Annotated in this window: 16 protein-coding genes; 11 read left to right on the top strand and 5 right to left on the bottom strand. The window is 72.1% G+C overall.

Features of this window, described 5'->3' with window-relative positions; genetic code table 11:
* Positions 1-193 precede the first annotated feature (193 nt).
* The 5 genes from N6H00_RS29315 to N6H00_RS29335 all read left to right on the top strand — a co-directional run bounded on the left by N6H00_RS29315 (position 194) and on the right by N6H00_RS29335 (position 7,587).
* Positions 194-955: an NUDIX hydrolase gene (locus N6H00_RS29315; protein WP_268974829.1), complete on the top strand. Its 762-nt coding sequence runs from the start codon at positions 194-196 to the stop codon at positions 953-955.
* Positions 956-1,109: 154 nt separating this feature from the next.
* Positions 1,110-3,260, top strand: coding sequence for an ABC transporter ATP-binding protein (locus tag N6H00_RS29320; RefSeq protein ID WP_268974830.1), 2,151 nt, complete (start codon positions 1,110-1,112; stop codon positions 3,258-3,260).
* Between the two features lie 212 nt (positions 3,261-3,472).
* Complete coding sequence (locus tag N6H00_RS29325; protein WP_329618567.1) at positions 3,473-4,423, top strand: FadR/GntR family transcriptional regulator; 951 nt, start codon at positions 3,473-3,475, stop codon at positions 4,421-4,423.
* Positions 4,424-4,981: 558 nt separating this feature from the next.
* A complete protein-coding gene (locus N6H00_RS29330) occupies positions 4,982-6,547 on the top strand; it encodes an RNA polymerase sigma factor (protein ID WP_268974832.1) in 1,566 nt (521 codons plus the stop codon).
* 209 nt (positions 6,548-6,756) lie between these two features.
* Entirely contained in the window at positions 6,757-7,587 is an 831-nt protein-coding gene (locus N6H00_RS29335; RefSeq protein ID WP_268974833.1) for a S1 family peptidase, read from the top strand.
* Positions 7,588-7,789: 202 nt separating this feature from the next.
* On the opposite strand, the gene N6H00_RS29340 is transcribed toward N6H00_RS29335, so the two are convergent.
* Complete coding sequence (locus tag N6H00_RS29340) at positions 7,790-8,020, bottom strand: DUF7455 domain-containing protein (RefSeq protein WP_268974834.1); 231 nt, start codon at positions 8,018-8,020, stop codon at positions 7,790-7,792.
* 442 nt (positions 8,021-8,462) lie between these two features.
* Between N6H00_RS29340 and N6H00_RS29345 the strand changes: the two genes are divergently transcribed.
* The 3 genes from N6H00_RS29345 to N6H00_RS29355 all read left to right on the top strand — a co-directional run bounded on the left by N6H00_RS29345 (position 8,463) and on the right by N6H00_RS29355 (position 12,896).
* Complete coding sequence (locus tag N6H00_RS29345) at positions 8,463-10,586, top strand: DNA gyrase/topoisomerase IV subunit B (RefSeq protein ID WP_268974835.1); 2,124 nt, start codon at positions 8,463-8,465, stop codon at positions 10,584-10,586.
* A gap of 226 nt (positions 10,587-10,812) precedes the next feature.
* Positions 10,813-11,301 (top strand): DUF485 domain-containing protein, encoded by a 489-nt coding sequence (locus tag N6H00_RS29350; protein WP_443073074.1) that lies wholly within the window; start codon positions 10,813-10,815, stop codon positions 11,299-11,301.
* Positions 11,298-12,896: a solute symporter family protein gene (locus N6H00_RS29355; protein ID WP_268974836.1), complete on the top strand. Its 1,599-nt coding sequence runs from the start codon at positions 11,298-11,300 to the stop codon at positions 12,894-12,896. The genes N6H00_RS29350 and N6H00_RS29355 overlap by 4 nt, the downstream gene beginning before the upstream one ends.
* A 26-nt stretch (positions 12,897-12,922) precedes the next feature.
* On the opposite strand, the gene N6H00_RS29360 is transcribed toward N6H00_RS29355, so the two are convergent.
* From N6H00_RS29360 to N6H00_RS29370, 3 genes are all read right to left on the bottom strand, one after another.
* Positions 12,923-13,624 (bottom strand): response regulator, encoded by a 702-nt coding sequence (locus N6H00_RS29360; protein ID WP_268974837.1) that lies wholly within the window; start codon positions 13,622-13,624, stop codon positions 12,923-12,925.
* Entirely contained in the window at positions 13,621-15,291 is a 1,671-nt protein-coding gene (locus N6H00_RS29365; RefSeq protein ID WP_268974838.1) for an ATP-binding protein, read from the bottom strand. The genes N6H00_RS29360 and N6H00_RS29365 overlap by 4 nt, the downstream gene beginning before the upstream one ends.
* Before the next feature lie 226 nt (positions 15,292-15,517).
* A complete protein-coding gene (locus N6H00_RS29370; RefSeq protein WP_268974839.1) occupies positions 15,518-16,495 on the bottom strand; it encodes a sucrase ferredoxin in 978 nt (325 codons plus the stop codon).
* Between the two features lie 277 nt (positions 16,496-16,772).
* On the opposite strand from N6H00_RS29370, the gene N6H00_RS29375 reads away from it, so the two are divergent.
* Positions 16,773-17,096 (top strand): tetratricopeptide repeat protein, encoded by a 324-nt coding sequence (locus tag N6H00_RS29375; protein ID WP_268974840.1) that lies wholly within the window; start codon positions 16,773-16,775, stop codon positions 17,094-17,096.
* Between the two features lie 292 nt (positions 17,097-17,388).
* Here N6H00_RS29375 and N6H00_RS29380 read toward each other — a convergent pair whose 3' ends face one another.
* A complete protein-coding gene (locus tag N6H00_RS29380) occupies positions 17,389-19,842 on the bottom strand; it encodes a DNA gyrase/topoisomerase IV subunit A (RefSeq protein ID WP_268974841.1) in 2,454 nt (817 codons plus the stop codon).
* Positions 19,843-20,178: 336 nt separating this feature from the next.
* Here N6H00_RS29380 and N6H00_RS29385 point away from each other — a divergent pair, with 336 nt between their 5' ends.
* Both N6H00_RS29385 and N6H00_RS29390 read left to right on the top strand, forming a co-directional pair.
* Positions 20,179-21,555, top strand: coding sequence for a M16 family metallopeptidase (locus N6H00_RS29385; RefSeq protein WP_268974842.1), 1,377 nt, complete (start codon positions 20,179-20,181; stop codon positions 21,553-21,555).
* A gap of 20 nt (positions 21,556-21,575) precedes the next feature.
* The gene (locus N6H00_RS29390; RefSeq protein WP_432280763.1) at positions 21,576-22,958 is read left to right on the top strand and encodes a M16 family metallopeptidase; all 1,383 of its coding nucleotides are present in this window, start codon (positions 21,576-21,578) and stop codon (positions 22,956-22,958) included.
* The last annotated feature ends 18 nt before the right edge of the window (positions 22,959-22,976 follow it).

Consider the following 22,976-nt stretch of genomic DNA (forward strand, 5'->3'; position numbering starts at 1 on the left):
CTGGAGCGGTGGACAGTGGACAGTGGCCGGCCGCGTGGTGGTGAGCGGTGGGCCGGGGCGTGGGGTGGCTCGGGGGGACTCGGAAGGAGGTGCGGGAAACGTGCGGGCGAATGCTTGAGAGAGCGATTTCTCGAACATCAGTGATCATGCTCAAGCGCCTGATTATCGTCAGGCAGACGACTATGATCGCGTCATGCCCTACGACCCGTCGGCTTTTCCGGCTTTCGCCGTCTCCGTTGATCTGGTCGTGCTCACCGTGCGGCGGCATGCGCTGTGTGCGCTGGCCGTCCGCCGCGGGGAGCCACCCTTCAAAGGGCGGTGGGCGCTGCCCGGTGGTTTCGTTCGGCCCGATGAGGACCTCTCCGCCGCCGCTGCCAGGGAGCTGATCGAGGAGACCGGGCTGCTCGCACATGACCCCACGCTCCCGGCTCCTCCGAACGCCGCCCATCTCGAGCAGCTCGCCACGTACGGCGATCCAAAGCGGGACCCCAGGATGCGTGTGGTCAGCGTGGCGCACCTCGCGCTCGCCCCTGACCTGCCCGCGCCCCGGGCCGGAGGCGACGCGCACAGTGTGCGCTGGGCCCCGGTCGAAACATTGCTCGACCAGGACGGGGCCTTCGGCCGCGACAGTGATCTGGCCGCCCCGCTCGCCTTCGACCACGCCCGCATCCTCGCGGACGGGGTCGAGCGCGCCCGGTCCAAGATCGAGTACTCCTCGCTGGCCACCGCTTTCTGTCCTCAGGAGTTCACGGTCGGCGAGCTGCGCAGGGTGTACGAGGCGGTGTGGGGTGTGGCCCTGGATCCCCGTAACTTCCACCGCAAGGTCACCGGCACCCCGGGATTCCTGGTGCCCACGGGCGGTACGACGACTCGTCAGGGTGGCCGTCCCGCACAGCTGTTCCGGGCCGGAGGGGCGACGCTGCTCAACCCGCCCATGCTCCGTCCCGAGGTGTGACCCATGCTCCCTCCCGAGGTGTGACGAGCCATGACACGACGGTTCCGCAGGAGGTGTATCTACCGAAGAAATAGGACATAGCGGGTTAACGTGCTCCGGTACGCCACCAGTCCCCACGTGCCATCGAGCGGTTCCATGCCCCGCGGGAGAAGCCATGATCCAGGCCACCGGACTGACCAGCACCCCCCGCCGCAACCAACCGCCCGTCGTCGACGACCTCACCTTCGAGGCCCCGGCGGGCCGGGTCACCGCACTGCTCGGCGGCCCTGGCGCGGGCAAGACCACCGCGCTGCGGCTTCTGTTGCAGCTCGACCGGGGCCATGGCTCCGCCTTCTTCCGGGGCCGTCCCCTGCATCGCATCCGGCGCCCGGCTCATGAGATCGGCGTTCTCCTCGAGGACGTCCCCGGCCACCCGGGCCGCACCGTGCGGGGGCATCTGAGGATGCTCGGCGCCGCGGCCGGGGTTCCCGCCACGCGCGCCGATGTCGTGCTGGACGTGGTCGGCCTCACCGATCTGGCGGACGAGCGTCTCGGTGATCTGTCGACCGGTGCGGAGCGCCGCCTCGGTATCGCCGTCGCTCTGCTCGGAGACCCGCACACCCTGATCCTCGATGAGCCCGCACGGGGCCTCTCGGCCCGGGAGACCACCTGGCTCTACGGGCTGTTGCGCCAATTCGCCGCCCAGGGCGGCGCCGTCCTCGTCACCGCCGAGGACGCCGAGGGCGTCGTCCGCCTCGCGGACCAGGTGCTCACCCTGGAGTCGGGCCGGCTGGTGGCCGATCAGCCGGTCGACGAGTTCGCCCGCACCCGGCTGCGCCCCCGAGTCGTGGTCCACTCGCCGCTCGTCGGCCGGCTCGCCGCCATTCTGGAGGAGGAGGTCCACGCCGCCCGGCAGCTGGCCGAGGCCCAGGCGGCGGAGGAGGCGTCCCGGATGGCGGCCGAGCTCGAGAAGGCCGAGGCGGCCAAGGCCGACACCGCCCAGTCCGACGTCGCCGACGCGGGCGGCCTCGTCAAGCGCGAGGGCGCCGAGGTCAAGGTCAAGGTCAGGAAGAGGATCTGGCGCAGGGCCAGGAAGGCCAGGTCCGCCGCCCGGGGCGCCGCGGCCGGAACCGGAGAGAAGAAGGCCGCCGCGCAAGCCGCTGGGGTAGCGAAGGAAGACCAGGCTGCCACGGAAGACACGGTGACCAAGGCGGGCGAGGCCGCTCCCGTGTCCCCCTCCGTCCCCGCCCCCGCCGGTGCCGAAGGAGCCGAAGCAGCCGGAGTGGCCGGAGTGCGGACCCATGCCGAGGTCGAGGAGGACAAGGCGGTCGCCGCGCTCGCCGACCCGTTCTCCGTGGTGCGGGACGACGAGACCCACATCTCCGTCTACGGTCTGTCCCCCGCCTCCGTCGGGGAGACCGCCTACCGTCACGGCATCGTGGTCCACCGGCTGGTCGAGGAGTCCGCCGACCTCGGTCCCGGGACCTCCGCGGGCGCCCGCGCCCGCGACCCCGAGGCACCCCCGGCCCGCCTGCTCCCCAGGCTCCGATTCCCCGGCCCCGCCTGGCCGATGCGCTACGAGGTGCGCCGCGCCATCGGCGTACGGACCGGCTGGCTGATCGGTGTCGCCTCCATCGTCGCCTCCTTCATCGCCTCCGTCCTGCTCGCCCGCGCGGGTGGTGTCGGGGAGCTGCACCGGCTCACCGGCTGGCCCGCGGACCTCCCGCTGCCTCCGGTGGCCATCGCGGCCGGTCTGGTGGGGGCCCTCGCCTTCGGTGACGAGTTCCGCTATCCGGCGCTGGCCGCGACCCGGGACGCGGTGCCCCGCCGGCTCGGTCTGCTGGCCGCCAAGCTCGCGGTGTGTGCGGCCGGTGCGATCCTGCTGTCGCTCGGCGTCATCGTGCTCGACAGCGCGGCGCTCCTGACGCTCGTCGGCGGCAGCGCCGTACCGCTGCCGGGGGACTGGCCCGAGCTGATGGCCAGCGTCTTCGGGCTCGCCATCGGCTCGTCGTGGGCCGGGCTGCTCGCCGCCGGAGTCTTCCGGTCCACCGCGCTGGGGCTGGCCACTCTGCTCGCCGTGCCGATCCTCGCGGTGCCCGTCGTCCAGCATGCGGCGCAGGACCCGTCGCTGCGTTCGCTGGTCATGCTGTCGCACCGGCTGCGCGCGGCGACGCTGGACCGGCCGCCCTCCATGATCGACCGAGGGCTGGCGGTCGCGCTGCGGCTCGCGTCCCAGCCGGTCGGACAGGCCCTGATGCTGTCGGTCGCCGTCCTGCTGTGCGCCTATGCCCTCACCGGCCTGCGGGGCAGGAGCACCCGCCAGTAGCACCCGCCGACAGCACCCAACGGCAGCGCCCATGGACCGGGCCGGGCGGCCGGACCCGGTCCGCGGGCCGACCCGGCCCCAGCGGAGCCAGTGGATCACGCTCGAGGTCGGTTTCGCGCGCCCTCGCGCGAACTGCTCGCAACTCCCCGAAGAATGCATCTTTCTGTCCGATTGAGCGTCAATTATGAGGTAATGGGCGATCACCCTTTCGTGTGCTTTTCACCAAAGACCTCAAGGGCTTCCGAGGCGTCGCCGACAAAGGATGCGTGAGTACCCTTGCGCACACCACGATGACCGCGGCTCGCCCCGCCGACTCCGGCCTGGCCGGTTCGGGCGAGCTTGACCGCTACTCCTACGCCGAAGCCCCCGGCGCCGACCGCGGCAGCGCCCCCTCCTGGGACGGTGCTGAGGCGGAGATCGGCCGGGTGGGCCGGCGTGCGGCCAGCAACCGGGGCCGCGGGCTGCACGGCCAACTCGTTCAGCAGCTGGGCCAGATGATCGTCTCCGGCGACCTGGGTGCGGACCGCCCGCTCGTCCCCGAGGAGATCGGCCAGCGCTTCGAGGTCTCCCGCACCGTCGTCCGGGAATCGCTGCGCGTCCTCGAGGCCAAGGGCCTGGTCAGCGCCCGCCCCAATGTGGGCACCCGAGTCCGCCCGGTCAGCGACTGGAATCTGCTCGACCCGGACATCATCGAGTGGCGCGCCTTCGGTCCGCAGCGCGACGATCAGCGCCGCGAGCTGTGTGAGCTGCGCTGGACCATCGAGCCGCTGGCCGCCCGTCTCGCCGCCGGGCACGGTCGCGAGGAGGTGCAGCAGCGACTCGCGGACATGGTCGAGATCATGAGCCATGCGCTGACCCAGGGCGACACCCTCACCTTCTCCCGTGCCGACGCCGAGTTCCACGCGCTGCTGCTCCAGGTCGGGGGCAATCGGATGCTGGAGCACCTGGCGGGCATCGTCGCCGCCGCGCTCCACGTCTCCGGCGCCCCGGTCTCCGGCTGCGACCGCCTCAGCGAGGCGGGAGTCGCCCACCATCGCCGGATCGTCGAGGCGATCGGAGAGGGCGACGCCGCGGCGGCCGAGGCGGCGATGCGCCAGCTGCTGACCGTCCACCCGGATCTCGATCATGCCGAGGTCGGGGTGCCCGCGCCGCGCGAGCACTGATCCGCGGCGCGTCCGGTGCCCGGACCGCCGGGCGTCCGGAGCGTGCGGCGTGCGGCGTACGGCAAGGCGGCGGGCCAGTGGGCGGCCAAGGTCGGCCCCATGGATGCCGTACGGCGTACGAGAGGGCGTCGCCGGATCCCGCGCCGCGGGTTCGGCGGCGCGGCGCGATCGATGGGTCGCCACCGCGCGACTCACGTCGGTTCACGACTCGGTACACGACTCGGTCCATGACTCGATGCGCGACTCGGTTCACGGCTCGGTTCACCGCGCGATGCAGGGCACGATGCGGGACTCGATGCGCGACTCGGAGTTTTCTGTCCCGTTGGATGGGCAATTAGACCGTTATGGGGTGTGACTCGGGCCACGAGTATTGGGCGTAACGCTCTTTGGGGCAGCGCGATGATTAAAGAGGTGGCAGCCGCGGAGGGAATACGGATGTCGCTCGCAACGCTGTACTCCTCCGCACTCCGCCCGCGCCGTCGGTTCATCCCTGCCGGCGGTCGTCGGCTCCGGTCCCCAGCGGACTGAGCCGGAAGCCGTTTCCAACGTTCCGAGAGGTTGTTCGTGTCGGCCAGCACATCCCGTACGCTCCCGCCGGAGATCGCCGAGTCGGAGTCTGTCATGGCGCTCATCGAACGGGGAAAGGCTGAGGGGCAGATCGCCGGCGACGATGTGCGCCGGGCCTTCGAGGCTGACCAGATTCCGCCAACCCAGTGGAAGAACGTACTGCGCAGCCTCAACCAGATCCTCGACGAGGAGGGTGTGACGCTGATGGTCAGTGCCGCAGAGGCGCCCAAGCGCACCCGCAAGAGCGTCGCAGCGAAGAGCCCGGCAAAGCGCACCGCCACCAAGACCGTCGCGGCCAAGACGGTCACCACCAAGAAGGCCCCCGCCGCCCCGGCCGCTCCCGCGGCGGACGCCGGCGGTGCCTCGGTCGGTGAGGCCGCGGCCCCCGCGAAGAAGGCCGCCGCCAAGAGGGCCACGGCCAAGAAGACGGCCGCCAAGAAGGCCACCGCAGCCAAGAAGACGGTCGCGAAGAAGACCACCGCCAAGAAGGACGTCACCGACGAGCTCCTCGAGGCCGAGGACGTCATCGAGGAGGCACCGGGCAAGCCGGGCCCCGAGGGCGCCGAGGGCGAGCCGGAGAACGCCGGCTTCGTGCTGTCCGACGAGGACGAGGACGACGCCCCCGCGCAGCAGGTCGCCGCCGCCGGCGCCACGGCCGACCCGGTCAAGGACTACCTCAAGCAGATCGGCAAGGTCCCGCTGCTCAACGCCGAGCAGGAGGTCGAGCTCGCCAAGCGCATCGAGGCCGGTCTGTTCGCCGAGGACAAGCTCGCCAACTCCGACAAGCTCGCCCCCAAGCTCAAGCGCGAGCTGGAGATCATCGCCGAGGACGGCCGCCGCGCCAAGAACCACCTCCTGGAGGCCAACCTCCGTCTGGTGGTCTCCCTGGCCAAGCGCTACACGGGCCGCGGCATGCTCTTCCTGGACCTCATCCAGGAGGGCAACCTCGGTCTGATCCGCGCCGTCGAGAAGTTCGACTACACCAAGGGCTACAAGTTCTCCACGTACGCCACCTGGTGGATCCGCCAGGCGATCACCCGGGCCATGGCCGACCAGGCCCGCACCATCCGTATCCCGGTGCACATGGTCGAGGTCATCAACAAGCTCGCGCGTGTCCAGCGCCAGATGCTCCAGGATCTGGGCCGTGAGCCCACCCCGGAGGAGCTGGCCAAGGAGCTCGACATGACCCCCGAGAAGGTCATCGAGGTCCAGAAGTACGGCCGTGAGCCGATCTCGCTGCACACCCCGCTGGGCGAGGACGGCGACAGCGAGTTCGGTGACCTCATCGAGGACTCCGAGGCCGTTGTCCCGGCCGACGCGGTCAGCTTCACCCTGCTCCAGGAGCAGCTGCACTCCGTGCTCGACACGCTCAGCGAGCGCGAGGCGGGCGTGGTCTCGATGCGCTTCGGCCTCACCGACGGCCAGCCGAAGACCCTCGACGAGATCGGCAAGGTCTACGGCGTGACGCGTGAGCGCATCCGCCAGATCGAGTCCAAGACGATGTCGAAGCTGCGCCACCCGTCCCGTTCCCAGGTCCTCCGGGACTACCTGGACTGATACGCCACCGGCGACCGGCGGGTGACCGCCGCGTATCGGAAGCGGCACAGAGCGAAGGCCGGGCCCCATCGAGGGGCCCGGCCTTCGCGCTGCGCCGGCGCTCCGCTCCCCAGGTGGCCCGTCTCCCCACTTGGCCCACCCGGGATGCGGTTCTCGCCGGACCGGGTAACGCTGTGTGTGCGACATGCTCCGTACGGTCAGGAGGCTGCATGCGTACCTCGCCCCGCTCGCTCCTCGTCGTCCTGGCGGTACCGCTGGTCGTCGCGCTCGCGATGGTGCTCACCGCGCCCGCTCCGGCGACGGCCGACCGTGTCGTGATCGGCGGGCATCCGGCCCGTACGGTCGAGGCGCCCTGGACGGCGGCCGTGGCCAGCCGGGCGCTCTTCGGGGGGCAGCGGTCGGGCCAGTTCTGTGGCGGAGCGGTGGTGGCCCCCACGACGGTCGTCACGGCGGCCCACTGTCTGAGCCGTGGGGTGCTCGGCATGGACTGGCGCGAGGTGCGGGACCTCCGGGTGATCGTCGGCCGCAATGATCTACGGAAGGCCGACGGGCGGGAGTACCCACTGGCCAGAATCTGGGTGAATCCGGCCTACGAGAGCGACAACAGGGCCGGGGACATCGCGGTGCTCACCCTGGGGGTCGCGCTGCCGGCGGCCTACACCATCCCCATGGCGGGCAAGGGCGACCCGGCGTACCGGCCGGGCGGACGGGCCGCGATCTACGGCTGGGGCGATACGGGGGGCGATGGCAGCTATGCGGCGACGCTGCGCACCGCCGCGGTGCGCGTGCTGGCCGACACCGTCTGTGAGACCGCCTATCCGGGCAACGCCGAGGGGGACTACGACGCGCGGTCCATGGTCTGCGCGGGGCTGCCGGACGGCGGGCGGGACGCCTGCCAGGGGGACAGCGGAGGCCCGCTGGTCGTCCAGGGGCGGCTGGTGGGTCTGGTGTCCTGGGGGAGTGGCTGCGCGGTGGCGGGACGGCCCGGTGTCTATACGAGGATCTCGGCGGTGGCCGGTCTGGTGGCCGCCCATGGCTGACGCGGAGCGTCGGCTGACGCGGAGCGTCGGGGCAGTGGTGGAGGAGCCCCGGACGGAGGAGGAGCCCGGAGCGGGGTCCGGAGGGCCTGGGGGCCTTGCCGAGGGCCCACGATACGAGCATGGGCGGCCGCCCCACTGCGGGGGCAGACCGCCCTGGATCCGGCCCTGGGCCGGCGTCGCTCGTCGTCGTGGGTATGAGGCGTCAGCGTTCGTCGTCGGACGCGGACGCCGTAGTGGCGGTGAGCCGCTCGGTCTCGTCCTGTATTTCCGCGGCGATCTTCTTGAGTTCCGGCTCGAACTTGCGCCCGTGGTGGGCACAGAAGAGCAGTTCACCGCCGCTGATCAGCACGACGCGCAGGTATGCCTGGGCGCCGCAGCGGTCGCAGCGGTCAGCGGCCGTCAGCGGGCTCGCGGGGGTCAGAACAGTAGTCACGTCGCCTCTTCTCTAGCTCGACGAGCTGTCGTACCAGGGTCAACATCCAACCAGCCTGAAATCGTTCCCGCTCGTGGCTTTTTCTCAAAAATTGCTTCTGAGTAGGCCGGATGGTGACGTTTGGCGGCGAATGAGCCGTATTGCCTAGCTTTGCTGTTTCGCGTCGATTGTCTGATTTGCCCTCCCGGCCGGGTTGCCGGTTGTGAATGAGGACGTGCCCGGAGCCTAAATGGTTCATGCCTGAAAGGGAACGTGATTCGTGCGGCACCCCCTGTGAGGTATCGAACGTACGAGCGAGACGGTGGCCGGTGCGACTAGCATGGACGTTTCAACGGGTGGCGGCACAAAGGCTCTATCAAGCCTCGGTACGCTCTGACGGGCGACCATGCCACCATCGTGCCCACAGCCGGGCCAACCAGAAATTCAGCGAGGAGCGAACCGCGTGACCGCCGACACGTCCGTGCCGTCCACTGCGCTGCTGACCGGAGCAGACCGGGGCGGCTCCAACTACACCGCGCGGCACCTTCTCGTCCTCGAGGGGCTCGAGGCAGTGCGCAAGCGCCCTGGCATGTACATCGGCTCGACCGACAGCCGTGGCCTCATGCACTGCCTCTGGGAGATCATCGACAACTCCGTGGACGAGGCCCTCGGCGGCTTCTGTGACCGCATCGAGGTACTCCTCCACGACGACGGCTCCGTGGAGGTGCGGGACAACGGCCGGGGCATCCCGGTGGACGTCGAGCCCAAGACGGGGCTGTCCGGCGTCGAGGTCGTGATGACGAAGCTGCACGCCGGCGGAAAGTTCGGCGGCGGCTCGTACGCGGCCTCCGGCGGTCTGCACGGCGTCGGCGCCTCCGTGGTGAACGCGCTGTCCGCCCGTCTCGACGTGGAGGTGGACCGCGACGGCAAGACCCACGCGATCAGCTTCCGCCGCGGCGTTCCCGGGATCTTCACCGAATCCGGGCCGGACGCTCCGTTCGACCCGTCCAGCGGCCTCCTCAAGGGCAAGAGGGTCCCCAAGACCCGCACCGGCACCCGCATCCGCTACTGGGCGGACCGCCAGATCTTCCTCAAGGACGCCAAGCTCTCCCTGGAGACGCTGTACGCCCGCGCGCGGCAGACCGCGTTCCTGGTGCCGGGGCTGACCCTGGTCGTCCGGGACGAGCGGGCCCTGGAGGGGCGGGAGGGGCCGGTCGAGGAGACCTTCCGCTACGACGGGGGGATCAGCGAGTTCTGCGAGTACCTCGCCCAGGACAAGGCCGTCTGCGATGTGCTGCGGCTGTCCGGGCAGGGCACCTTCAAGGAGACCGTCCCGGTCCTCGACGAGCGCGGCCACATGACGCCGACCGAGGTCACCCGCGACCTGGGCGTCGACATCGCGCTGCGGTGGGGCACCGGCTACGACGCGACCCTGAAGTCGTTCGTCAACATCATCGCGACCCCCAAGGGCGGCACCCATGTCGCCGGTTTCGAGCGCGCGGTCACCAGGACGGTCAACGAGGCGCTGCGCACCACCAAGCTGCTGCGTGTCGCCGAGGACGACGTCGTCAAGGACGACGCCATGGAGGGCCTGACGGCGGTGGTGACCGTCCGGCTGGCGGAGCCGCAGTTCGAGGGCCAGACCAAGGAGGTGCTGGGCACCTCGGCGGCCTCCCGGATCGTGGCCAATGTGGTCTCCAAGGAGCTCAAGGCGTTCCTGACCTCCACCAAGCGGGACGCCAAGCAGCAGGCCCGCGCCGTTCTGGAGAAGGTCGTGGCCGCGGCCCGTACGCGCATCGCGGCCCGCCAGCACAAGGAGGCGCAGCGCCGTAAGACCGCGCTGGAGTCCTCCTCGCTGCCCGCGAAGCTGGCCGACTGCCGCAGTGACGACGTGGGCCGCAGCGAGCTGTTCATCGTCGAGGGGGACTCGGCGCTGGGCACGGCCAAGCTCGCCCGGAACTCCGAGTTCCAGGCGCTGCTGCCGATCCGCGGCAAGATCCTGAACGTGCAGAAGTCGTCGGTCTCCGACATGCTCAAGAACGCCGAGTGCGGCGCGATCATCCAGGTGATAGGGGCCGGATCGGGCCGGACCTTCGACATCGACCAGGCGCGCTACGGCAAGGTGATCTTCCTCGCCGACGCCGATGTCGACGGTGCGCACATCCGCTGTCTGCTGCTCACCCTCTTCCAGCGCTATATGCGGCCGATGGTCGAGCAGGGGCGGGTCTTCTCGGCGGTGCCACCGCTGCACCGGGTCGAGCTGGTGAACCCCAAGCGGGGGCAGGACAAGTACCTCTACACCTACTCCGACCAGGAGCTCCAGGAGACGCTGCTGGACCTCCAGCGCCGGGAGATCCGCTACAAGGACGGCATCCAGCGCTACAAGGGTCTCGGTGAGATGGACGCCGACCAGCTCGCGGAGACCACGATGGACCCGCGCCACCGCACCCTGCGGCGCATCAACATCAGCGACCTGGAGGCCGCCGAGCGCGCCTTCGACCTGCTCATGGGCAATGAGGTCGCGCCCCGTAAGGAGTTCATCTCCAACTCGGCGGCGACCCTGGACCGGTCGCGCATCGACGTCTGACGCGCGGCGGCCGGCCCGGCCGGTCCGGCGGGGGTCCCTCCACCCGGGGTGGGGAGACCCCCGTCGGCGTTTCCCCGCCGGCCCGCTCCTGACATGCCGGTTCCGGGCCGTTCATCACCTGACTCACCTGATGGGGTGAACGTCCGGTATTGAGGAGTTCTGGATCTTTCTGATCTGCCCATCCTTGGGCACGCGGCGAAGGCGGCAGTGAACGAGGAGTGTTCGGGTGGACATGCACAACGCGCGCGACACGGGAGCCGCGCGGCTGGACGATCCGTGGTACGACACGCTCGCGTCCGGCTGGGCCGAGCCGGACGACACGGACAGCGGACCCCGGCGCACGCGTCCGCCCGCCGCCGGAGAGACCGGTCCGGCCGAAGACGTTCATACGGCCGCGGAGGTCTATACGAAGGTGCACGACAGCGCAGCCTTCCAGGAGGTGCGCCGGCGCCACCGCCGGTTCGTGTTCCCGGCGGTCGCCGCGTTCCTCATCTGGTACCTCGCGTATGTCGTCGCGGCGACCACCGCCCCCGGCCTGATGGCCCGCCCCGTCGTGGGCACCCTCAACGTCGCGATGCTCGCCGGGCTCGCGCAGTTCGCCACCACCTTCCTCCTGGCCTGGGCCTACGCGCGGCACGCACGGCTGCGCCGGGACCGGGTCGCGCTCGAACTCCGCTGGGTGACGCAGGAGATGATGCGGGGACACCGGCGGTGACCGGGAATCACCAGAGCCTGGCGCTGCTGCTCTTCGGCGCCTTCGTGGCGGCCACCTTGGGGATCACCACCTGGGCGGGGCGCAGACGGTACGGCTCCCCGGAGGAGTTCTACGCGGGCGGGCGGCTGTTCTCCCCGGTGGAGAACGGTTTCGCCATCGCGGGTGACCACCTGTCCGCCGCCTCCTTCCTCGGGACCTCCGGCCTCATCGCGCTCTTCGGCTATGACGGGGTGCTGTACTGCGTGGGCTTCTTCGTGGCCTGGCTGGTGGTGCTGCTGCTCGCCGAACTGGTCCGCAACTGCGGCCGGTTCACCCTGGCCGATGTGGTGGCCGCCCGGACGCGGGAACGCCCGGTCCGGATCGCCGCGGGCGTCTCCTCGGTCACGGTCTGTGTGCTCCACCTCGTCGCCCAGATGGTCGGCGCGGGCAGTCTGATCGCCCTGCTGATCGGGGAGACGGGCGGCCGCGCCCGCGCCTGGACGGTGATCGGCGTGGGCACCCTGATGGTGATCTTCGTGGCGCTGGGCGGGATGCGCGCCACGACCTGGATCCAGATCGTGAAGGCCGTCCTGCTGATGGCCGGGGCGATCGCGCTGACCGCCCTGGTCCTGATCCGCTTCCACGGCGATCTCGACGCGCTGCTCGGCACCGCGGCGCGGAACAGCGGACACGGCGCGGACTTCCTCGCCCCTGGGCTCCATTACGGCGGTGACTCGACCGCCCGGCTGGACTTCGTCAGCCTCGGCCTGGCCCTGGTGCTGGGCACCGCCGGGCTGCCGCACATCCTTACGCGCTTGTCCACCGTGCCCACCGCCCGTGCCGCCCGCCGGTCGGTGATCTGGTCCATCGGACTGATCGGCGGCTTCTCCCTGATGACGATCGTGCTCGGCTTCGGCGCGGCCGCCGTGCTGGGCACCGATGCCGTACGGACCTCCGACGCGGCCGGGAACACGGCCGTTCCGCTGCTCGCGCTCGACCTCGGCGGGGGCGCCGGATCGACCGGGGGCACGGTGCTGTTCGCGGTCGTCGCCGCCGTCGCCTTCGCCACCATCCTCGCCGTCGTCGCCGGGATCACCCTCGCCTCCTCCGCCTCGGTCGCCCATGACCTCTACGGCGCGCTGAGCCGGCGGGCGGACCGCACACCGCGCGGGGAGGTGGCGGTCGCGCGGATCGCCGCGGTGGGCATCGGGGCGGCCGCGATCGGGCTCGGGCTGCTCGCCGAGGACCTCAATGTGGCGTTCCTGGTGGGGCTCGCGTTCGCCGCCGCCGCCTCGGCGAACCTTCCGGTGCTGCTGTACTCGCTGTTCTGGCGGCGGTTCACCGCGCGCGGCGCGGTGTGGGCGGTGTACGGGGGGCTGCTCCCGGCGGTGGTGCTGGTGATGCTGTCCCCGGCGGTCTCCGGCAGCCCGGACGCGATCTGCTCCGGGGTGGACTTCCACCTCTTCCCGCTGCGGAACCCGGGCCTGGTCTCGGTGCCGCTCGGGTTCCTCGCCGGCTGGCTCGGGACGGTCACCTCACCCGCGCCCGCCCCCGGGCATGCCGCCAAGCACGCCGAGACGCAGGTGCGGGCCCTCACCGGGGCGGGCGCGGCCTGACGGGCGGACCGGGGGCAGGGCGGGGTTCAGACCCAGGCATAGCGGTGCTCAGGGCGGCCGGTCTCGCCGTATTTGAGGCTGAGCCGCACCCTGCCGGTGCGCTCCAGCAGCTTGAGATAGCGCTGTGCGGTCTGCCTGCTGAGCGAGGAACGCTCGGCCACCTCCTGTGCCGACAGCGGGCCCTCGGCGCCCCGCAGCACCTCCCGTACGAGGTCGGCGGTGAGCGCGGAGTGGCCCTTGGGCAGCTCGGTGGGACCGGCCGAGGCGCCGCCCAGGGCGCCGAAGATCCGGTCCACCTGGTCCTGCCCCGCCTCCCCGCCGTCCTCGAGCGCACGGCGCAGCGCCGCGTAACCCTCCAACTTGGCGCGCAGCCCCGCGAAGGTGAACGGTTTGACCAGGTATTGCAGCGCGCCATGGCGCATCGCCGCCTGGACGGTCGCGATATCGCGGGCCGCGGTCACCATGATCACGTCGGTGTGGTGGCCGAGCTGCCGCAGCCGCCGCACCAGCGCCAGCCCCGTCTCGTCCGGCAGATAGTGGTCGAGCAGCACCAGGTCGACGGGGGTGCCCGCCAGGAAGGCCAGCGCCTCGGCGGCGGTGTGCGCCTGCCCCGCGACGCGGAAACCGGTCACCTTCCCGACGTACGCCGCGTTGACCCGGGCCACCCGGACGTCGTCGTCCACGACCAGCACCTCCAGGGGCCCGTCCGGTCCGGTTCGATGGGTCATCGTGACTCTCCTGTCGCGGTCGGAGGCGTCCCGGCCGGCTGTTCGGCCAGCGCCTCGGGGAGGACGACGGTGAACTCCGCGCCCCCGCCCTCGCGGTCGGACACGCGTACGCTGCCACCTTGGCGTTCGGCGAGGCGGCGGACCAGCGCGAGCCCGATGCCGCGTTTCCCGTGCGCGGGCGGCTGCTTGGTCGACCAGCCCTCGGTGAAGACCACATCGCGCCGCTCGGCGGGGATCCCGGGGCCGGTGTCGGAGACCCGCAGCAGCACCGTGCGGTCGTCCGCGCCCAGTGCCACCTCGACCCGCGGCTCCGGCGAACCGGCCGCCGCGTCCACGGCGTTGTCGATGAGATTGCCGACGATCGTCACCAGCCCCGGTGGGTCCACCAGCCGGTTGGGCAGCAGGCTGTCCTCGGCGACGCACAGCGAGACCCCGCGCTCGGTGGCCACCGTGGCCTTGCCGACCAGCAGGGAGGCCAGCAGCGGATCCCGCACCCGCTCGGTGACCTGCTCGGCGGTGGCCCGGTGCACGCCGATCGCCTCGGTGATGAACTCCATCGCCTCGTCGTGCAGCTCGAGTTCGAGCAGGCCCAGGAGGGTGTGCATCCGGTTGGCGTGCTCATGGTCCTGCGCCCGCAGGGCGTCGATCAGCCCGCGGGTGCCGTCCAGTTCGCGGCCCAGCCGCTCCAGCTCGGTGCGGTCACGCAGGGTGGCCACCGCACCGCCGTCGTCCGTCGGCATCCGGTTGGCCACCAGCACCCGGCCGCCGCTGACGGTCAGCAGATCGGCGCCGGTGACCCGGCCGGCCAGCACATCGGTGGTGCGGCCCGGGGGCAGCACCGCCTCCAGCGGCTGCCCGGTGTCCTCGGCGCGCAGATCCAGCAGCCGCTGCGCCTCGTCGTTGAGCAGCCGGATACGGCCGTGGGCGTCGAGGGCGACGACGCCTTCCCGGATGCCGTGCAGCATCGCCTCGCGCTCGGCGAGCAGTGCGGAGATATCCGAGAAGGCCAGGTCATGGGTGCGTCGCTGGAGCCGGCGGGCGACCAGGAAGGCCGCCAGGGCGCCGACGGCGAGCGCGCCGCCCGCGTAGGCGAGCATCTCCGGGACGGCGGCGACGAGCCGGGCGCGCACGCTCTCGTAGGAGATGCCCACCGAGACGGCGCCCACGATGCGGCCGTTCCCGGTGCGCAGCGGGACCTTGCCGCGGGCCGACCGGCCGAGGGTGCCCTCGTCGATCTCCATGATCTCCCGGCCGCCGAGGGCGGCGGTGGGGTCGGTCGAGACGTGCTTCCCGATCTCGTCGGGGGAGGTGTGCGACCAGCGCACCCCGCGCCGGTCCATGATCACGACGTATTCGGCGCCGGTCGCGAGGCGGATGCGCTCCGCCTCGGTCTGCACCGGTCCGTCCGGGCTGGGCCGGGTGTGCTGGAGCGCCTCGGCCAGCCGGGGCTCGGCGGCCGTGGTCTGGGCGATGGCCAGGGCGCGGCGCATGGCCTGGTCGTCGAGGTGGTCGCTGAGCGGCGCGAGGAAGAGGCCGGTCGCGAGCACGGTGACCCCCGTGGCGATGGCCAGCTGCATCAGCAGGACCTGGGAGAAGACGCGTCGGGGCCAGCCGATGCGCCACCTGGTGGCCGTGGCTGCCGGCCCCGGCGGTATCGCGGCGCTCATGGCAACGAAGGGTAACCAAGGGCAGCCCGCGGGAGCCCCGGCAGGACCCCGGAGCGCGGGGCCGGGGAACGGTGGTCCGGGCCGAGGAGGTTGGTCCGGGGTGCTGTGGGTGTGGGGCCGGGAACGGCGGTCTGGGCGCCGCGCGCGGGCCTGGGGACGGCGGTTCGGGGCGCTACGGGCAGAGGCCGGTGAACGCGGGCCGGGCACTCCCGGGCGGGGCGCGGGCTCAGGGGTGGCCGGCGGCCATCGCCCGTACGCCGGAGGCGGGCCGCCGCCGGGCGGCCCGGATCCCGATGACCTCCATCCGGGCCGGGGATCCCAGCGGGAAGCCGCAGCTCTGCGGCCGCGGCGGCGTCTCGGCGACCTGTGCGACGCTCACCCGCCAGGCCCGGCCGTCGCGGTGCGCGACGGTCACGGACCAGACCGGGGCCCCGCCCTCGGTCCTCGCGACGGTCAGCGCGTCGGCCCCGTCCTCACCGGTCATCTCCCGGACGGCCAGCTCCGCCGCCTGACCGGGGCGCTCCCAGGTGGAGCGGCCACGGCAGTCGTCGGTGACGACCTTGCCGTGCCGCAGCGCCTCGATGACGTCCTTGACGCCCTGCGCGGTGGCGCGGCCGTAGGTGTAGCCGTGCGGCAGCGCGACGAGGGTGGGGGAGAAGCGATGGCCGCCGATATGGGTGATCTCCCAGGTGCCGTGAACCCCGGAGGCGGCCAGCTCACCGGCGAGCGGGCGGCCGAGGAGGGCGCAGCAGCGGTCGCGCTTGCCGTTGGTGCACACCAGCACGAGCGGGTCGCCGGTGTACTCCTCCCAGGCCGTGGGGTCGTGGGGGCGCAGGGTCAGCCCGGCGGGGTCGCCCGCGCCCAGCGCGGCGAAGTCCAGGCCGAGCAGCCGTGCGGGGTCGTCCAGGGCGGTGGTGCGGATCCAGGAGCGGCCGGGCCCGGTGTGTGCCACGAACACCCGGTGCCGGGCGCCGGTGTGCAGATCGGCGTGGCGGCCGGGGCGGCGGATCAGCGCGACCCGCACGCCGGTGGTCTCGGCGGCGCCCTCCAGGGCGCGTCCGACGGCCGCGTCCAGACGGCTGGCGGTGAGGGCCTCGGCGCCCCAGGGGCCGGGTTGTTCCACCAGCAGCCAGGTGGAGGCGGTGGCCGCCGTCCCGGCGAGCGGCTCGGACAGGTCGCGGGAGGCGGTCGTACACGTGCTCACGAAGGTTAGCCTAACCTCTCTTGATCGAGAACGCCCGCCGGAGCCGTGAGGGGGCGAGGCAACTGGCCGTATCCGCCCGCATGCGCCTGTATCACGTCCGTATCCGGCCCGTATCCGGCTGGGTATCCGCCGCGTACCGCCGTTCCATGGGATGGGAGCGGGCGGGACAATGACGCCCCGGGGGCGGAGGGGGCGGATATGGGCGGCTTATGGGCGCGGTGGCGCAGACGCCGGGACAGACGCGCGGCGCGTTCGCTGGATCCCGCGCTGGGCGAGGGTGAGGGCGGCCTACGACGAGGGGCGGCCGATTCCCGAACCGCTCGCCCGTCAGGCGGCCGAGGCCGGTGATCCGCGGGGGATGACCGTCTACGGCATCGTGCTGGGCAAGCGGGGCGCGTACGCCGAGGCGGTCCACTGGCTGGGCAAGGCCGCCGCGACGGGTGACATCCAGGCCATGGTGGTGCTCGGCACCCTCCACCTGGACCTCGGTGATGTGGGCGAGGCGGAGCGGCACTTCCGCCGGGCGGCGGACCGCGGACACGCCGGCGCGCGCCTCGGCCTCCAGCAGCTGCGCGCCCGGCGCAACGGCAGCGGCCACTGAGGGCCGTTTCCGCGGCCCTTACGCCGTCCGGGGGACGAGGCGGGCCGGGGCGGCGGACGGCGCGGTGGGGGGCGAGGCCGGGGGCGCGGACGCCGCCGGGCGGGGTGTGGGTGTGGATGGCGCGGTCCGGGGGCGAACTCCGGGCGCGGACACGGACGGCGCGGTGGGGGGGCGAGGCCGGGGGCGCGGACGCGGCAGGGTCGAGGGCGTGGACGGCACGGGGCCGGGAACGGCCAGGGGCGCGGCACTCTCGCGGTGCCGCGCCCCTGCGCGCTCGTCGTGCTCGTCCGGGCTATACCGGCCCGGCCACCACCGCCACCGGCTTGGTGAGCGGCACACCCGAGCCGTCCCGGCGCGGGTCGATCTCCGGCAGCGTGGCCGGGGTTCCGCTCGCCGTCGCCGCGCGGGCCGGTGCCGCGCCCGCCCAGGCCAGGACCAGGTGGTCCTCGCCCTTCAGGAACCGCTGGCAGCGCACCCCGCCCGTGGCCCGGCCCTTGCGCGGGTACTGGTCGAAGGGGGTGAGCTTGGCCGACTGCTGCACCGAGTCATCGAGCGTGCCGCTGGCCCCCGCGACCGTGAAGACCACCGCGTCGCCCGCCGGGTCGACGGCCGTGAACGAGATGACCTTGGCGCCGGAGCCGAGCTTGATGCCCGCCATACCGCCCGCGGCGCGGCCCTGGGGCCGTACCTGGCTCGCCGCGTAGCGCAGCAGCTGGGCGTCGTCGCTGATGAAGACGAGGTCCTCCTCGCCGGTGCGCAGCTCCACCGCGCCCACGATGCGGTCGCCCTCCTTGAGGGTGATGACCTCCAACTCGTCCTTGTTGGCGGGGTAGTCGGGGACCACGCGCTTGACGACGCCCTGCTCCGTGCCGATCGCGAGCCCTGGTGAGGACTCGTCCAGGGTGGTGAGGCAGATCAGCTCCTCGCCGTCCTCCAGCGAGAGGAATTCGGCGATGGGCGCCCCGCCCGCCAGATTGGGGGACGCGGCCGACTCCGGGAGGATCGGGAGGTCGATCACCGAGAGCCGCAGCAGCCGCCCGTCCGAGGTCACCGCCCCCACGGAACCCCGGGCCGTGGCCGGGACGGCCGAGACGATCACATCGTGCTTGGCGCGCTTGGCCTTCGTCTCGCCGGGGAACGGCTCGCCGTTGGCGGTGCGGGCCAGCAGCCCGGTGGAGGACAGCAGCACCCGGCAGGGGTCGTCCGCGACCTCCAGCGGCACCGCGGTCACCGGTGCGCTGGAGGACTCCAGCAGCACCGTGCGGCGCGGGGTGCCGAACTTCTTGGCCACCGCGGCCAGCTCGCCGGAGACCAGCTTGCGCAGCTCGGCGTCGGAGTCGAGGATCCGGGTCAGCTCCTCGATCTCGGCGTTGAGCCGGTCGCGCTCCGACTCCAGCTCCAGCCGGTCGAACTTGGTCAGCCGGCGCAGCGGAGTGTCCAGGATGTACTGCGTCTGGATGTCGGAGAGGCCGAAGCGCTCGATGAGCGACCGCTTGGCCTCCGCCGCGTTCTCGCTCTGCCGGATGATGCGGATGACCTCGTCGATGTCGAGGAGGGCCACCAGCAGACCCTCGACCAGGTGCAGCCGGTCGCGCCGCTTGGTGCGGCGGAACTCGCTGCGCCGCCGGACCACGTCGAAGCGGTGGTCGAGGTAGACCTCCAGCAGCTCCTTCAGTCCCAGCGTGAGCGGCTGGCCGTCCACCAGCGCCACGTTGTTGATGCCGAAGGACTCCTCCATCGGCGTGAGCTTGTAGAGCTGCTCCAGCACGGCCTCGGGGTTGAAGCCGTTCTTGATCTCGATCACCAGCCGCAGCCCGTGCTCACGGTCGGTGAGGTCCTTGACGTCCGCGATGCCCTGGAGCTTCTTCGCGCCGACCAGGTCCTTGATCTTGGAGATGACCTTCTCGGGGCCCACGGTGAAGGGCAGTTCGGTGACGACCAGACCCTTGCGGCGGGCCGTCACGTCCTCCACGGCCACGGTGGCGCGGATCTTGAACGTGCCGCGCCCCGTCTCGTAGGCGTCCCGGATGCCGCTCAGGCCCACGATCCGGCCGCCGGTCGGCAGGTCCGGCCCCGGTACGTACCGCATCAGGGTGTCGAGATCCGCGCCCGGGTGCTTGATCAGATGGCGGGCGGCGGCGATGACCTCGCCCAGGTTGTGCGGCGGCATATTGGTCGCCATGCCGACGGCGATTCCGGACGTGCCGTTGACCAGCAGGTTCGGATAGGCGGCGGGGAGGGTGACGGGCTCCTGCTCACTGCCGTCGTAGTTCGGTGCGAAGTCGACCGTGTCCTCGTCGATCGACTCGGTCATCAGCGAGGTCGCCGACGCCATCCGGCACTCGGTGTACCGCATCGCCGCCGGCGGGTCGTCGTTGCCCAGCGAGCCGAAGTTCCCGTGGCCGTCGACCATCGGCAGGCGCATGGAGAACGGCTGCGCCATGCGCACCAGCGCGTCGTAGATCGACGCGTCGCCGTGCGGGTGGAGCTTTCCCATCACCTCACCGACGACGCGGGCGCACTTCACGAACCCGCGCTCGGGGCGCAGCCCCATCTCGTTCATCTGGTAGAGGATGCGGCGGTGCACGGGCTTGAGCCCGTCACGGGCGTCGGGCAGCGCGCGCGAGTAGATGACCGAGTAGGCGTACTCGAGGTAGGAGCCCTGCATCTCGTCGACGACGTCGATGTCGAGGATGCGCTCCTCGAAGTCGTCCGGCGGCGGGGTTTTGGTGCGGCGGCGGGCCATCGCGCTTGCGGCTCCTTCAACTGCCGATGAGGGATCTGACGCCGACCATTGTGGCCCGGCCCGCCGACAAGTGTGGAACGGCCCGGGGCGGCCGGGGCCGGGACGGGCCCGCGCACCGCGCCCGGCACCCTCGTGTGACGGCCCTTCGCGGAGGGGCCGGTCCGGCGTCCGAGGGGCCGGTCCGGCGTCCGGGGGATCGCGGAAACGGTTCGCGGAAACGGTTCGGGGGATGGGAACGGACCGGAACTTCGCCAGATGTCCGTGCGCTTGCATACAGTGACAGAAGCGCTGCGCAAGCGGCTGGCACGCGCTCATCACGCGATGGAAGGGACGTACATGCCCATGGGTCACACGGCCACGCAGCAGGCCGGTTCCGGCGGCCTGAAAGCGACCGAGCACCGGCTGGCCAATGGCCTGCGCGTGGTGCTCTCCGAGGACCATCTGACCCCGGTCGCCGCGGTCTGTCTGTGGTACGACGTCGGCTCACGTCATGAGGTCAAGGGGCGCACGGGCCTGGCCCACCTCTTCGAGCACCTGATGTTCCAGGGCTCGGCGCAGGTCACCGGGAACGGCCACTTCGAGCTGGTGCAGGGAGCCGGCGGCTCGCTCAACGGCACGACCAGCTTCGAGCGCACCAACTACTTCGAGACCATGCCCGCCCACCAGGTCGAGCTCGCCCTGTGGCTGGAGGCCGACCGGATGGGGTCCCTCCTGACCGCGCTGGACGAGGAGAGCCTGGAGAACCAGCGCGACGTCGTCAAGAACGAGCGCCGCCAGCGGTACGACAACGTCCCGTACGGCACCGCCTTCGAGAAGCTCGTGGCCATGGCGTACCCCGAGGGCCACCCGTACCACCACACCCCGATCGGCTCGATGGCCGACCTGGACGCGGCCTCCCTGGAGGACGCGCGGGAGTTCTTCCGCACCTACTACGCGCCGAACAACGCCGTGCTGTCGGTCGTCGGCGACATCGACCCCGAGCAGACGCTCGCCTGGATCGAGAAGTACTTCGGCTCCATCCCCTCCCACGACGCCAAGCGGCCGCCCCGCGACGGCACGCTCCCGGACGTGATCGGCGGGCAGTTGCGCGAGGTCGTGGAGGAGGAGGTCCCGGCCCGCGCCCTGATGGCCGCCTACCGGCTGCCCCACGACGGCACCCGTGAGGCCGACGCCGCCGACCTGGCGCTGACCGTCCTCGGCGGCGGGGAGTCCTCCCGGCTCCACAACCGCCTGGTGCGCCGCGACCGCACCGCCGTGGCCGCCGGATTCGGCCTGCTGCGGCTGTCGGGCGCCCCCTCGCTCGGCTGGCTGGACGTGAAGGCCTCCGGCGGTGTCGAGGTGCCCGCCATCGAGGCCGCCGTCGACGAGGAGCTGGCCCGCTTCGCCGAGGAGGGGCCGACCCCGCAGGAGATGGAGCGCGCACAGGCGCAGATCGAGCGCGAGTGGCTGGACCGGCTGGCCACGGTCGGCGGCCGCGCCGACGAGCTCTGCCGGTACGCGGTGCTCTTCGGAGACCCGCAGCTGGCGCTGACCGCCGTGGAGCGGGTGCTCGCCATCACCCCCGAGGAGGTGCGGGCCGTGGCCGCCGCGCGGCTGCGCCCGGACAACCGCGCCGTGCTGGTCTACGAGCCCGTCCAGGGCGCCGACGACGCAGCCGACACCGACGCCGACGAAGCCGCCGAGACCGACGCAGAAGGGGAGGCGGCCCAGTGAGCGACGCCGTCACCGCGACCATGACCTTCCACCCGCAGCCGAAGGGCGGCGCCCCCAAGCCGTGGGCGTTCCCGGCGCCCGAGCGCGGTGAGCTGGCCAACGGCCTCACCGTGCTGCGCTGCCACCGCCCCGGCCAGCAGGTCGTCGCCGTCGAGATCAATCTGGACGCGCCGCTGGACGCCGAGCCGGCCGGGCTCGACGGCGTCGCCACGATCATGGCGCGCGCCCTGTCGGAGGGCACCGACAAGCATGACGCCGAGGAGTTCGCCGCCGAGCTCGAGCGCTGTGGCGCCACGCTGGACGCGCACGCCGACCACCCCGGCGTCCGCGTCTCCCTGGAGGTCCCGGCCTCCCGGCTGCCCAAGGCGCTCGGTCTGCTGGCCGACGCGCTGCGCGCCCCCGCCTTCCCGGACGGCGAGGTCGAGCGGCTGGTGCGCAACCGGCTGGACGAGATCCCCCATGAGCTGGCCAATCCGGCCCGCCGCGCCTCGATGGCCCTCTCCGCCGACCTCTTCCCGGCCGCGTCGCGGATGTCCCGGCCGCGCCAGGGCACCCAGGAGACCATCGAGGGCATCGACGCCGCGGCCGTGCGGGCCTTCTACGAGGCGCATGTCCGGCCCTCCACCTCCACCGCCGTCATCGTGGGCGACCTCGGCGGCGTCGACCTCGACCGGGCGCTCGCCGACACCCTCGGCGCCTGGACGGGCGGGGCGGCCGTGCCGCGCACGGTGCCTCCGATCGTCGCGGACGACACCGGCCGCGTGGTGATCGTCGACCGGCCGGGCGCGGTCCAGACCCAGCTGCTCATCGGGCGCGTGGGCGCGGACCGCCACGACCGCGTCTGGCCCGCGCAGGTGCTGGGCACCTACTGCCTGGGCGGCACCCTCACCTCCCGCCTCGACCGTGTGCTGCGCGAGGAGAAGGGCTACACCTACGGGGTGCGCGCCTTCGGGCAGGTGCTGCGCTCCGCACCCCCCGCGCCCTCCGGCGGTTCCTCGGGCGCCGCGATGCTGGCGATCAGCGGCTCGGTGGCCACCGAGGTCACCGGCCCCGCGCTGGAGGACCTCTGGAAGGTGCTGCGCACGCTGAAGGAGGAAGGGCTGACGGACGAGGAGCGCGATGTCGCGGTGCAGAACCTGGTGGGCGTCGCCCCGCTGAAGTACGAGACGGCGGCGGCCGTCGCGGGCACCCTCGCCGACCAGGTCGAACAGCACCTTCCGGACGACTTCCAGGCGCAGCTCTACGCCCGCCTCGCGGAGACCGGCACGGTGGAGGCCACGGCGGCGGTGGTGAGCGCCTTCCCGGCGGACCGGCTGGTCACGGTGCTGGTCGGCGACGCCTCGGCGATCGAGGAGCCGGTCAGGGCGCTGGGCATCGGCGAGGTGCGCGTCATCTCCGGCTGAGCCGGCCTGCCGACGGGG

The sequence above is a fragment of the Streptomyces sp. S465 genome, from assembly GCF_026898115.1.
Classification (GTDB): Bacteria; Actinomycetota; Actinomycetes; order Streptomycetales; family Streptomycetaceae; genus Streptomyces; species Streptomyces luomodiensis.